The following is a 13,240-nucleotide window of genomic DNA, read 5'->3' as shown; positions in this document are numbered from 1 at the left end:
AGCCCGCTCCCACATTTGAACTGGCGCAGGTCGCCGACACCGAGCTAACTTAGTCAGACCGCCTCCAAGAATGACTAAAAGGACTCTCCCGATGCTCATCATCAACGCCCGGCTGCGCAATCAGGAAGGTCTTCACGAGTTGCACCTGGAAAACGGCCTGATCCGCAACATCGCCCGGCAGACCGAGGCCCCGACCCTCGGCCCGGACGATCTGGATGCCGGTGGCAACCTGGTGGTGCCGCCCTTCGTCGAGCCGCACATTCACCTCGACGCCACCCTCACCGCCGGCGAGCCGCGCTGGAACATGAGCGGCACGCTGTTCGAGGGCATCGAATGCTGGGGCGAGCGCAAGGCGACCATCACTCCCGAAGACACCAAAATCCGCGCGAAAAAAACCATTCAGAGCCTCGCCGCCCACGGCATCCAGCATGTGCGCACCCACGTCGACGTAACCGACCCGCAACTGACCGCGCTGAAAGCGATGCTCGAAGTGCGCGAGGAAAGCCGGCATCTGGTGGACATGCAGATCGTCGCGTTTCCCCAGGAGGGCATCGAGTCCTATCGCAACGGCCGCGAGCTGATGGAGGAAGCGATCCGCATCGGCGCAGACGTGGTCGGTGGCATTCCGCATTTCGAATACACCCGCGATCAGGGCGTCAGTTCCGTGAAGTTTTTGATGGACCTGGCCGAGCGCACCGGCTGCCTGGTGGATGTGCACTGCGATGAAACCGACGACCCGCACTCGCGCTTTCTCGAAGTGCTGGCCGAAGAGGCCCGCAGCCGCGACATGGGTTCGCGGGTGACCGCCAGCCACACCACGGCCATGGGCTCCTACGACAACGCCTACTGCGCCAAACTGTTCCGTCTGCTCGGGCACTCGGGCATCAGTTTTGTCTCCTGCCCCACCGAAAGCATTCACCTGCAGGGGCGCTTCGACAACTTCCCCAAACGCCGGGGCGTGACCCGGGTCAACGAGTTGCTCGAGGCCGGAATGAACGTGTGTTTCGGCCAGGACTCGATCGTCGACCCCTGGTATCCCCTGGGTAACGGCAACATCCTGCGGGTGCTCGAAGCGGGCCTACACATCTGCCACATGCTTGGTTACCGCAACCTGCAAAGCGCGCTGGATCTGGTCACCGATAACAGCGCCAAGGCGATGGCCCTGGGTGATCGGTATGGTCTTGAGGCAGGACGGCCGGCGAACCTGCTGATTCTCTCGGCGCCCAATGATTACGAGGTGATCCGCAGCCAGGGGTTGCCGTTGTATTCGGTTCGTGGGGGGAAGGTGTTGATGAAGCGGGCGATGCCGGTGGTGGAATTTTCTGGTCTGAGCTGAGGCATACGGCGCCTGGGATGACGCCTTCGCGAGCAAGCCCGCTCCCACAGGTTTTTGAGTCGTTCGCAGATTTTGAGTACGACAAAAATCCTGTGGGAGCGGGCTTGCCCGCGATAGCTATCTCAAATTTACCGCACCAACATCGCCGTACCGAAAAGGCTGACCCGACTCAGTTCCCCCTGCTCTTCCTCCAACAAAATCGGCGCCGTCCCACCCGGCATCACCACCTTCACCTCCCCGGGCTTGACCCAACCCACCCGCCAAGCGGAACACGCGACCGCCGTAGCACTGGTCCCCGAAGAAGCCGTCGGCCCCTCGCCCCGCTCGAACACCCGCGCAATCACCCGCTGCCCGCCATCGTGGGTGGCCCATTGCAGGTTGATCCCCGCCGCACACGGCCGCCCGGCACCCGCCGGCATCGCATAGGCGATACGGGTCAAGCCTTCGCCCAACAGCGGCTCGCGCATCTGCTCATTGCTCGGCAGATCCTCGACGCGATCCACCAGCGTCACGCAATGCGGATTGCCCACCCGCGCAAACTGACTGCGCGACCAGGCACCGTTGAGTGCCGACAACGGCTGCACATGACTGAGCTCACGGCCGTTCATCACCACCGTTTCAACGCCCACGGCACTGACCGCCGCCGGCCCGAATCCCGGCTGACCCAGATCCAGCCAGAACCCTTGCACACCCTCGACCTGCGCCGCCTTCACCGACGTCTCCCCCGGCGAAACCACGTCGGCCTTGTCGTGATGAACCCGCAGCACACAGGCCTCATCCGTCGGCAAAAGCCCCTGGTCACTCAGCGCCTGGGAGAAAATCGTCAGCCCGTTGCCGCTGCGCTCGGCCAGGGTGCCGTCGGTGTTGACGATCAACAGATCAAAGGGCGGCGATGCCTGGAACGGCCCCACCAGCAGGCCATCGCTACGATGCTCCTTGGCACCAACCGGTTGCGTACCAGGCGCCCACGAGCAGCATGCTTCAATGGCGGCCGATGCCCAGGCTTCAAGATTTTGCGCGGCATCACGGGCTTGATCGGGCAAGCCAATGCCCTGAGCGCGCAACTCTTCAGGCGCCGCCACCATGTAGATATTGCCCCGCGCATCGTACATCCGCGCCATAACGCCCCCCGTTGGAATGATCGAAAGCCCTCAACATATCGCGAAACACTCGCCTGCTGTGCAACGATGTGCAGCTTCTGGATCGCCAAACCGCACGGACGCCGGTCGAACCCTCACCGGTCGATCACTGTCCCTGGGGGACGCGAAGTTTTACGCCAAGGATCGATATGACCAATCTCAACACCCAGAGCTCTTTCGTACCGGGGCGCCTGGAGCAGATGTCCACGCGCATCGCCTTTTTCATCGCCGGCTTTGGCATCGCCGCGTGGGCGCCATTGGTGCCCTACGCCAAGGCCCGGGCCGGGCTGGACGAAGGCACCCTCGGCCTGTTGCTGCTGTGCCTGGGGGTCGGCTCGATCCTGGCCATGCCCTTGGCCGGCATCCTCGCCGGCCGCTTCGGCTGCCGTAAGGTCGCGACCGGCGGCACCCTGCTGATCTGTATCGCCCTGCCGCTATTGGCGACGGTGTCGTCGATCCCGGCGCTGATCGCGGCCCTGTTCATTTTCGGCGCGGGCCTGGGCACGGTGGATTCGACCGTGAACCTGCAGGCGGTGATCGTCGAGCGGGCCAGCGGCCGCAACATGATGTCGGGCTTCCATGGCCTGTTCAGCCTCGGCGGGATCGTCGGCGCGGCGGGGGTCAGCGGCTTGCTGGGCCTGGGGCTGTCGCCGCTGGCTGCCATGCTGGTGGTGATCGTGATGTTGCTGGTCGCGCTGGCGAAGGCGGCACCGCACCTGTTGCCCTACGGCAGCGAGAGTTCTGGCCCGGCGTTCGCGGTACCCCACGGCATCGTGCTGTTCATCGGCGGGATGTGCTTCATCGTGTTCCTCGCCGAAGGCGCGGCACTGGACTGGAGCGCGGTGTTCCTGGCGCAGGAACGCGGGATCGACACGGCCTATGCCGGGCTTGGGTATGCGGCGTTTGCGCTGACCATGACGGTGGGCCGGTTGACCGGTGACTCGATCGTGCGTCGGTTGGGCGCGACGCGGGTGATGGTATTTGGTGGAGCGTTAGCCGCGTTCGGGCTGTTGCTGGCGACCTTCGTGCCGAGCTGGCAGGCGGCGCTGGTGGGTTATGCCCTGCTGGGTGCCGGCTGCTCGAACATCGTACCGGTGCTGTATACGGCGGTGGGCAAGCAGACTGTGATGCCGGAAAGCATCGCCGTACCGGCCATTACCACCCTGGGTTATGCGGGGATTCTTGCGGGGCCTGCGGTGATCGGCTTCATCGCGCATGCTGCGAGCTTGAGCTTTGCCTTTGCGCTGATGGCGGTGCTGCTGATTGCAGTGGCGATCGGCGGGAAAGTCCTGAAAGTCTGACGTAAATCTGTAGGAGCGAGGCTTGCCCGCGAAGACGTCATCACATTCAAAATGAATGCTGACTGACACACCGTCTTCGCGGGCAAGCCTCGCTCCTACAGGGGTTGTTGTGATCACCAACCCATGTGGGAGCGATCCGGCAAGCGGGTCTATCAGAACCCTACACTGGCCTGCACAAAGAACGTCCGCGGCGCACCCACGTACATCCCCGCATTGTTGTCGCTGGAGCGAGTGAAGTACTGCTTGTCGAAGACGTTCTTCACCCCTGCCCCCACCTTCAAGTTCGACAACGAAGGCCCGAAGTCATAGCCGCTGCGCACGTTCCAGGTGACGTAACCCGGAATATCGCCGTACTGGCCATCGGCAGTGCCTTCGGTGATGTAGTTGTTGGTGAAACTGCCGTCGGCGTTCACCGCGACACCCGGCGCGCGCTGCTGGGACTGGGCGAAGGCATCGATGTTATGGGTCCAGCGGTCGACGTCGTAACGCAGTCCGACAGTGCCCACCTGACGCGAGTAGAACGGCAGGTCGCGGCCCTTGAAGCCCGGAATTTCACCTTCATACACCGCGCGGGTGTAGGTGAAGCCGGCATTGGCGGTCAGGCCCTCGAGGCGTGGGTCCAATGCCGCCAGGTCGTAGTGCATCGAGGTTTCGATACCCTGGTGCGTGGTTGCGCCCAGGTTGGTCCAGCCGGCGTCGTTGCTGATGTACTGCAGCTCTTTATCGAAGTCGATGTAGAACAGCGTCACTTCGCCGCCCCACACGTCATCGTTGTAGCGCGTACCGATCTCGTAGGTCTTGGCTTTCTCGGGTTCCAGGCCGTTGGCCGTGTTGTCACCCGAACCGCCCTGGCCGAGCTGGAAATACTGCAGCGAGCCGAAAGAGGTTTCGTAGTTGGCGAACAATTTCCAGGCATCGGACATGTGATACATCACACTGACCGCCGGCAGCGGCTCGTTGCTCTCGATGCTGCGGCGTTTTTCCTGCACAGGCCGGCCGGCGGTGTCGAGTACCGGGCGATCATGCCATTCAGTGCTGATGTGTTCGAAACGCACGCCCGGGGTGATGGTCCAGTTGCCGACATCAATTTTGTTATCGATATACACCGAGTGAGCCTCGGTGCCACCGGTACGGTCCTGATAGACGTGGCCGTCCGAGCCCGGGCGCACCACCGGCACGTTGTTGACCAGCGCCAGGCGGCTCGCCTCTTCGTGCATGCCTTCTTTGAGGTAGCGATAACCGACGCTGACTTCCTGGGTGGTCGGGCCGACGTCGAACACATGGGACACCCGCGGCTCGATGCCGAAGGTGTAGTAGGTGCGCGGGAACGAGCCGATGGTCTTCTGGTCGCGGGCGGCGATGTTGCTGCCACGGAAGCTGTCGGTGTAGTAGGTCAGCACTTCGGCCTGGGTGCGGTCGTCGATCTGCCGGGCCCACTTGAACGACACGTCCTTGCGGCGGCCGCTGAAGTTGTCGTTGTTGCGGTCGGACTGGAACGGGTCGGCGTCGTACTGGGCCTGGGTCAGGCCGCCGGGCATGTCGGCACTGCCGTCGTAGTAGTGAAAATTCAGGCTGAAATCGTCGTAATCGGTCGGTGCCCAATGGGTCTTGAGGATCACGTCGTCGATGTCGTTGCCGTTGTTGCGCTCGCGATAACCGTTGCCGTTCACGCCCGAGTACAACAGCGCCACGCCCATGCCGTTATCGGCGGTGCCGCCCATGAAAGCGGTGTCGATGTGCTTCCAGCCACCGTGCTGGGAAGTTTCCAGGGTGGTGCCGATTTCAGCGGTAGGCTTTTCCGGGATGGCGCGGGTCACGAAGTTGATCACGCCGCCCACGTTCTGCGGCCCGTAACGCACGGAACCGGCGCCGCGCACCACGTCGATGCTGTCCAGGTTACCGGAGGAAATCGGCGCCATGGACAGCTGCGGCTGGCCGTAGGGAGCGAAGGCCGCCGGCACGCCGTCGATCAGCACGGTGGAGCGTGGCGAAAGGCGCGACGTCAGACCGCGCACGCCGACGTTGAGGGAAATGTCGCTGCCGCCGGTGCCGTTGGCTTCCTGCACCTGCACGCCGGGTACACGTTTGAGCACATCACCGACGTTCATCGCGCCCTGCTCGATCATGGCTTCGCGGCGGATCACCGTCCGCGCGCCCGGGTGGTTCTGCACCACGGCGGCATCGGCATCGCCCAGCCAGTCGCCGACCACCTTGATGTCGGTCGCGGCCAGTTCCAGCGGACCATTGGAGGCCTGCGTCGGTGCGGGCATCAGGGTCACCGAACCTTCATCGATGGAATACTGCAGGCCGCTGCCTTGCAGCAACTGGCGCAGCGCTTCTTCCGGCGAAAGATTGCCGTCCACCGCCGGGGCCTGCTTGCCGGCGACCAGGTCAGGGCTGAAGAAAACCTGCAACGAGGTTTGCTGACCCAGCTGAGTCAGGGCCTGACCCAATGGTTGTGCCTGGATGTGGATGGCATCGGCGGCGAATGCCTGAGGCATCGCAACGTTGACCGCCAGCGCGAGCGCCAGCGGCAACCAAGGGAAGGTCGGGGTTTGAGCGGTGGATTTTTTCACGTCGAACGTATTCCTGTGGATCGCAAGAGTGTGCGCTTGTTAATGCAAACCAGTTGCAGTTGAACAGGAAGACGCTGAACTCGAAAAAAACCTGAATTTTATTTTGAAATTATTTCCTGACTGCCGTCATCGAGGGTGCGAACGGCCACCGGAAGGATGCTCGGCAAGGCCTTGAGCAGCGCATCGGTGTTGTCGGACTTGAACACGCTGGTCAGGCGCAGATTGCCCACGTCCGGGCTTGAGATCGTCAGTGGTTTGGCCCGATAACGCGACACCTGCTCGGCGACATCACTCAGGCTGGCGTTGTTGAACACCAGCTTGCCACTGCGCCAGGCGGTCATTTCCGCCGGGTTGACCGCGTAGGCGGCCGCGACCTTGCCCTGGGCATCGACATGGGTGCCAAGGCCCGCGGTGAGGCTGATGAAATCGTTGTCGGGTGCCGAGCGGCCCTGAACCTTGACCGTGCCCTGCTCCACCACGACCCGCGTGTCAGTGCTGCCACGGCGCACATCGAAGCGGGTGCCGGTAACTGTGACCTTGCCGCTGCCGGCTTCGACCACAAACGGTCGGCTGCTGTCGTGCTGGACGCTGAACATCGCCTCGCCTTCCGTCAGCTCGATGCCACGGCGGTTCTTCTCAAAGTGCACCTGAATCTTGCTGCGGCTGTCCAGGTCCACGGTCGAGCCATCGGGCAACGCCACTTGCCGGCGCTCGCCGAGGGCTGTGGAAAACTCCGCGGTGTAAGGCGATGGGTGATTCAGACCGCTGAACAGTCCCAGACCGAGCGCCACCGCCACCACACTGGCGGCCACCGCATAACGCAGGATCGGCCGGCGCTTGATCGGCGCCGGCGCCTCTTCGCACAGCGCCAGAAGACGCTCCGACGGTAGCAGGTCGGCGGCTTTCCAGACGCCTTGAAGGCATTCGAATTCGGTTCGGTGTTGAGGGTGCTCGTCCAGCCAGTGTTCAAATTGGCGATACACCTCGACATCAACGGCAGGTTCCTGCAAACGCACAAACCACCGCGCCGCGTCATCGCGAACTGTTGTTTGCCCGCACGCGCAATCACGAGTATCCATCATGGAAGTTCCTGTTTGGCTGGGGGTAAAAAAGACGCCCTGCATACAGCGGCGCGCATCACGATTGCAGTCCGTCGAGGCGGTCGCGCAGATGCCGCAACGTGCGGATCATATACTTTTCCACCATGTTCTTGGACAGTCCCAGGCGTTCGGCGATTTCCGCCTGGGTCAGGCCTTCGATCTTCTGCCAGACGAACACCTTGCGGCAGTTGATCGGCAGCTCCGTGAGCGCCCGCTCGATGGAATCAGCCAATTGGATCGCATGCATGTAATGCTCCGGGTCGCCGGCTGACGACACACTGAGATCGATCGCCTCTGACTCCATGGCGCCCCGTTGCTCCTCACGCCGATCCTCTCGCCGATAGGCATCCACCGCGATATTGCGCGCGGTCTGGTGCAAATACGCCCGTGGCTGCTGCACCGCCGCCGAATCGGACTCGAGGACGCGCACAAAGGTGTCGTGAGCCAGATCCTCGGCCTGCTGACGATTTCTCAGGCGACGAGTCCAGGTCCCGACCAACTCTTCGTAATGCTCGAAAAAGCCGTGTCTGCGGGGCAACTTGAGGGTCATTGCGGTGTGCTGTGTGAACGGGGCGTGAATAGTAATGCTTCGTATTAAGCTGAAGCAATGACTTGTGGTCGGGCGCTGTTTTCATGCATGGAGGGGAGTTTGGTGGGGAGTCGAAGAAATGACAGAGGGCGATAAGTCGGCAATTTACTTTGTGGCGAGGGGGCTCGCCCCCGTTCGGCTGCGCAGCAGTCGTAAATCCTGCCAATGCGGTGTAACTGAAGGACCGCGGTGGCAGGTTTTGGGGCCGCTTCGCAGCTCAACGGGGGCGAGCCCCCTCGCCACAAAGTGCGCGTCGATCTCGAAGGAATGGTACTGCTTTCAGTACGCAGCCTGATAAATCGCCAACGCATCCGCCTCACTCACTTCCCGCGGATTATTGATCAGCAATCGCTGCTGCAACATCGCATCCCGAGCCAGGGTCATTCCAGCAACCAGCTAAGCACCACGAAATCTAAAGGAGCGAGCTTGCTCGCGATGGTCGTCAACGTTGACGCGGGTTGCCTGATGCCCCGCGGTGTCTGGGCTTCCATCGCGAGCGTGCTCGCTCCTACAGGGGATCGGTGCTCAGCTGACGCGGGAATAGCCCCCCATCACCCCTTTCTTCGACAACACCCACTGCCACAACTGGATATCCCGCGCGCGAAACGCGCCGGCGCAGGACAGCAGGTAGTACTTCCACATCTTGTAGAAGCGCTCGCCCAGTTCCGCCGAGAACAGCGGCCAGTGTTGTTCGAAGTTGTCGAACCAGGCCATCAGGGTCTTGTCGTAATCGGCGCCGAAGTTGTGCAGATCCTCGGCGACGAACAGGCCTTCGATCGAAGTGGCGATTTGTGCGATGGAGGGCAGATCTCCATTGGGGAAAATGTATTTGTCGATCCATGGATCGGGGGCAGTTTTGCTGATGTTCTTACCGATGGTGTGCAGCAGGAAAAGTCCGTCATCCTTGAGACAACGATTGGCGGTTTCCATGTAAACGCGATGGTTCTTGCGCCCTACATGTTCAAACATGCCGACGCTGACGATATGGTCGAATTGCTCATTCAGGTCCCGGTAATCCTGCAACCTGAATTCGATCGGCAAGTGCGAATAACGCTTTTTCGCCCATTCACTCTGTTCTTTTGAAATGGTGACGCCGACACATTCAACGCCATAGTGTTCGGCCGCATAAGACATGAAACTGCCCCAGCCGCAGCCGATGTCGAGCACCTTCATGCCGGGTTTCAGATCAAGCTTTCGGCAAATCAGATCGAGCTTGGCGTTTTGCGCATCTTCAAGGGTGCTGGCGTCTTTCCAGTAACCGCAGGTGTAGGTCATGCGCCCGTCGAGCATGCTGGCGTAAAAGTCGTTGCCCAGGTCGTAATGCCGCTGGCCGACTTCCCAGGCCTTGTCCTGGGTCTGGCGATTGGTGAATTTCGCCGATAGCGCATGGAGAATGATGGCGAACGGGTTGACCGTGTCGGTGACCCCGGAGCGCATCAGCCGGGAGAAGAACTCGTCCAGCTCCTGGGAATCCCACAACCCCGCCATGTAGGCCTCGCCAAGGCCCAGGTTGCCTCTGGACAATGCCGCCTCGGGCACGCCATCGCCCAGCAGGGTCATGTCGAACGGCGCGCAGCCGTTCATGGACAAACCCGCAGACTTCAACAATCCCTGCACAAACCGATGGGCCTTGGTCTGGTTTGCTTGCGTATCGGTACAGCCAGTCAATTCAGTCCGCATAAACAACCCTTACACATCACGTATATTTAAGATTGAACGCATCACTATTGAGCACATGAATCTTCAGAACGTTTTCCAGTTCCTTTCGAACAAACTTCTCGGGAATAAGCGCGAGGTTGGAGTTGAGTTTCTTGATCACCCAACGCTGTCCTCTGTCGATAAAGAACAATCGGTCGACGATGTCTTCAATGGCCATGGCCTTGTTGTAAAACTCGCCGACGCTGGCACTGGGTATGCCACCCAGGTACTTGATGCAGTCCCGTATGCGCCGGCAACTTTCCGCCTCGCCTTTCTGAATCTTGTTCAACAGTTCCTGCTGCTGTTCTTCGGTCGCTTCCTTGAGTGTTTCCGTTGCCAGCCGCGCGCCGGCGCGTTCCGCTTCGAGCAACTCCTGAAGCAGGCTGATGGTTTCGTGCTTGACTAATTCGCTCACGATAATCGACTCCTGAAACGTCGTTCACGAGCATATCCCCGGCCATTTACACAGCCGTAATGAATATTGATGAGCCTTTAAAGCAAAAATATTGATGGAAAACCGGCGAGCGCAACCGATCAATGGCACCAATGTTTAGTGCAAAAAAAATGCAGGCAACCAGCAATAACTTGAAGCTGTAGCGAGTGAACTAAAACAGTAAATCATTGAATCCATACGACTAATTCACTATTTACTTTCAACATTGATATAAAAAACCAGTTCCACCGAGCCAAACCGTTCAGCGGAAATGTTGCCTCAGGCACAAATCCGAAGGATTCTGGCAGCCATTCCAATGCAGCCATTCACCGGCTGCTGCAAAGTGCTGGCATGCCTGACCCGGTATTCCCGAAGGAACCCAGAATGTTCACCTCCCTGAAAACAAAAAACAGAAAACAACTGGCCCCGCTGGCCCTGGCCATCGCCTTGGGCACCCTTGGCCTGCCTTTCTTTGCAGGCGACGCGCTGGCCCATGGCGGCCACGCGGAAATGGTGCCGCTGCAAGCGGGCCTCGAGGAATTCGGCGCCTCGGTGAAGTGGGACGACTACGCCGATGTCTTCACCATCGCCAAGGACGGGGTCTTCCTCAAGGTCAAGCCGAACAGCAAAGTGGCCATGCTCAACGGCAAGCGCATGGAGCTGACGGTGCCCGTGGTGTTCAAGGGCCAGACCGCCTACATGTCCAAGGACTTCATCAACCAGGTCTTCCAGTCGGGCCTGGACACCACCTTCGTCGTGGAAACCCGCCCTAACCCGCTCAACCCATTGAGCGCGGATGAAATCACCACGGCGGTGGACATCGTCAAGAAATCCGAGAACTACAAGCCGGGCTTCCGCTTCACCGAGGTCTCGGTCAAGGAGCCGCCGAAGGATCAGGTGTGGAATTTCGCCTTCACCGGGCAGAACGTCGCGCAACCGCGTGAGGCCTCCATCGTGGTACTGGACGGCAAGCATGTGATCGAAGCGCTGGTGGATCTGGACAGCAAGCAGCTCAAGTCCTGGAAACCGATCGAGGGCGCCCACGGCATGGTGTTGCTGGATGATTTCGCCACCGTGCAATCGGCGGTCGAGGCCAGCCCGGAATACGCCCAGGCCCTGGCCAAGCGCGGCATCAATGATGTGAAGAAAGTTGTCGCCACGCCGTTGACCGTCGGCTACTTCGACGGCAAGGACGGCCTGGCCCAGGACAAGCGCCTGCTGAAGATCGTCAGCTACCTGGATGTCGGCGACGGCAACTACTGGGCGCACCCGATCGAAGGCCTGGTGGCGATTGTCGATCTGGAACAGAAGAAGCTGATCAAGATCGAAGACGAAGCGCTGATCCCGGTGCCGATGAAACCCACGCCCTATGACGGACGCGGGCGCAAGGGCGTGGCGGTCAAGCCGCTGGAAATCACCGAGCCCGAGGGCAAGAACTACACCATCAGCGGCAACAGCATTCACTGGCAGAACTGGGACTTCCACGTGCGGATGGATTCGCGGGTCGGGCCGATCCTGTCCACCGTCACCTACGACGACAAGGGCAAGAAGCGCAAAATCATGTACGAGGGCTCGCTGGGCGGCATGATCGTGCCTTACGGTGACCCGGATGTCGGCTGGTACTTCAAGGCGTATCTGGATTCCGGTGACTACGGCATGGGCACCCTGACCTCGCCGATCGCCCGTGGCAAAGACGCCCCGGAAAACGCCGTGCTGCTGGACGCGACCATCGCCGACTACACCGGGGCGCCGACCACCATTCCACGGGCCATGGCGATTTTCGAGCGCTATGCGGGGCCTGAGTACAAGCACCAGGAGATGGGCCAGCCGAACCTGAGCACCGAGCGGCGTGAACTGGTGGTGCGCTGGATCAGCACCGTGGGCAACTACGATTACATCTTCGACTGGGTCTTCCAGCAGAACGGCACCATCGGCATCGACGCCGGCGCCACCGGCATCGAAGCAGTCAAGGGCGTGAAGTCCAAGACCATGCACGATGACACCGCCAAGGAAGACACCCGCTACGGCACCCTGCTCGACCACAACATCGTCGGCACCACGCACCAGCACATCTATAACTTCCGCCTGGACATGGACGTGGACGGCGAAAGCAACTCGCTGGTGGAAGTGAACCCGGTGGTGCTGCCCAACGACCGTGGCGGCCCGCGCACCAGCACCATGCAGACCGAAACCAAGGTGGTCAGCACCGAGCAACAGGCCGCACAGAAGTTCGACCCGTCGACCGTGCGCCTGCTGACCAACTTCAGCAAGGAAAACAAGGTCGGCAACCCGGTCTCCTACCAGTTGATTCCGTATGCCGGCGGCACGCACCCGGTGGCCAAGGGCGCCAACTTCGGCAAGGACGAATGGCTGTACCACCGCCTGAGCTTCATGGACAAGCAACTGTGGGTGACCCAGTACAACCCTGAAGAGAAATACCCGGAAGGCAAATACCCGAACCGCTCGGACAAGGACTCGGGCCTGGGTCAGTTCACCCAGGACAACCACTCCATCGAAAACACCGACGACGTGGTCTGGCTCACCACCGGCACCACCCACATCGCCCGCGCCGAAGAGTGGCCGATCATGCCGACCGAGTGGGTGCACGTGCTGCTCAAGCCGTGGAACTTCTTCGACGAAACCCCGACCTTGAACCTTAACGCGCCGAAGTAACACCCAAAGAAACCGGCAAGAAAACTGTGGGAGCAGGCTCGCTCCCACAGCTCTATCTGGCGCGCACAAAATCTGCGATCAACCACAATCCCTGTAGGAGCAAGGCTTGCCCGCGAATACCGTGGACCAGCCAACATTAATGGCGACTGACCCGACGCCTTCGCGGGCAAGCCCGCTCCCACAAGTTCATCCAGCGCCCACAAAATCTGCGTTCAACCACAAAACTCTGTGGGAGCGAGCCTGCTCGCGATTGCGGAGTATCAGTCGACATCATTGTCATCTGAACCACCGCTATCGCGAGCAGGCTCGCTCCCACAGGTCTATCTGGCGCGCACAAAATCTGCGATCAACCACAAATCCTGTGGGAGCGGGCTTGCTCGCGAAGGCGTCGTGTC

The 13,240-nt window shown here is 60.8% G+C and carries 9 protein-coding genes and 1 pseudogene; 3 read left to right on the top strand and 7 right to left on the bottom strand.

What is annotated here, in order from left to right; genetic code table 11:
* The first annotated feature begins 91 nt into the window (after nt 1-91).
* Nucleotides 92-1,336 carry a cytosine deaminase gene (codA, locus tag K9857_RS26110; protein ID WP_224540765.1) on the top strand — a complete coding sequence of 415 codons (1,245 nt, stop codon included), beginning with the start codon at nt 92-94 and terminating at the stop codon, nt 1,334-1,336.
* 128 nt (nt 1,337-1,464) lie between these two features.
* Here the strand turns inward: codA and K9857_RS26105 are convergent, their stop codons facing one another.
* Nucleotides 1,465-2,457 (bottom strand): diaminopimelate epimerase, encoded by a 993-nt coding sequence (locus K9857_RS26105; protein WP_224540763.1) that lies wholly within the window; start codon nt 2,455-2,457, stop codon nt 1,465-1,467.
* Between the two features lie 167 nt (nt 2,458-2,624).
* Between K9857_RS26105 and K9857_RS26100 the strand changes: the two genes are divergently transcribed.
* On the top strand, nt 2,625-3,776 hold the full coding sequence (locus K9857_RS26100) for an MFS transporter (RefSeq protein ID WP_224540761.1): 1,152 nt from the start codon (nt 2,625-2,627) through the stop codon (nt 3,774-3,776).
* 152 nt (nt 3,777-3,928) lie between these two features.
* Here K9857_RS26100 and K9857_RS26095 read toward each other — a convergent pair whose 3' ends face one another.
* The 6 genes and pseudogenes from K9857_RS26095 to K9857_RS26070 form a co-directional block, all read right to left on the bottom strand.
* Nucleotides 3,929-6,352, bottom strand: a complete 2,424-nt coding sequence (locus K9857_RS26095; RefSeq protein WP_224540759.1) for a TonB-dependent siderophore receptor — start codon at nt 6,350-6,352, stop codon at nt 3,929-3,931.
* A gap of 98 nt (nt 6,353-6,450) precedes the next feature.
* Nucleotides 6,451-7,434, bottom strand: coding sequence for a FecR family protein (locus tag K9857_RS26090; RefSeq protein ID WP_224540757.1), 984 nt, complete (start codon nt 7,432-7,434; stop codon nt 6,451-6,453).
* Nucleotides 7,435-7,489: 55 nt separating this feature from the next.
* A complete protein-coding gene (locus tag K9857_RS26085; protein ID WP_175377663.1) occupies nt 7,490-8,002 on the bottom strand; it encodes a sigma-70 family RNA polymerase sigma factor in 513 nt (170 codons plus the stop codon).
* A gap of 318 nt (nt 8,003-8,320) precedes the next feature.
* Nucleotides 8,321-8,419 (bottom strand): annotated as a pseudogene (locus K9857_RS26080) (hypothetical protein); the annotation flags it as partial.
* Between the two features lie 147 nt (nt 8,420-8,566).
* Nucleotides 8,567-9,721 (bottom strand): cyclopropane fatty acyl phospholipid synthase, encoded by a 1,155-nt coding sequence (cfa, locus tag K9857_RS26075; protein ID WP_224540755.1) that lies wholly within the window; start codon nt 9,719-9,721, stop codon nt 8,567-8,569.
* A gap of 16 nt (nt 9,722-9,737) precedes the next feature.
* The gene (locus tag K9857_RS26070) at nt 9,738-10,154 is read right to left on the bottom strand and encodes a DUF6306 domain-containing protein (RefSeq protein ID WP_224540753.1); all 417 of its coding nucleotides are present in this window, start codon (nt 10,152-10,154) and stop codon (nt 9,738-9,740) included.
* A gap of 402 nt (nt 10,155-10,556) precedes the next feature.
* On the opposite strand from K9857_RS26070, the gene tynA reads away from it, so the two are divergent.
* Nucleotides 10,557-12,845, top strand: a complete 2,289-nt coding sequence (gene tynA / locus K9857_RS26065) for a primary-amine oxidase (RefSeq protein WP_224540751.1) — start codon at nt 10,557-10,559, stop codon at nt 12,843-12,845.
* The last annotated feature ends 395 nt before the right edge of the window (nt 12,846-13,240 follow it).

It is taken from the genome of Pseudomonas sp. REP124 (assembly GCF_020164475.1).
Lineage (GTDB): Bacteria > Pseudomonadota > Gammaproteobacteria > Pseudomonadales > Pseudomonadaceae > Aquipseudomonas.
The sequence above is the reverse complement of the archived record's forward strand: the minus strand, read 5'-3'. Positions and strand labels throughout refer to the sequence as shown.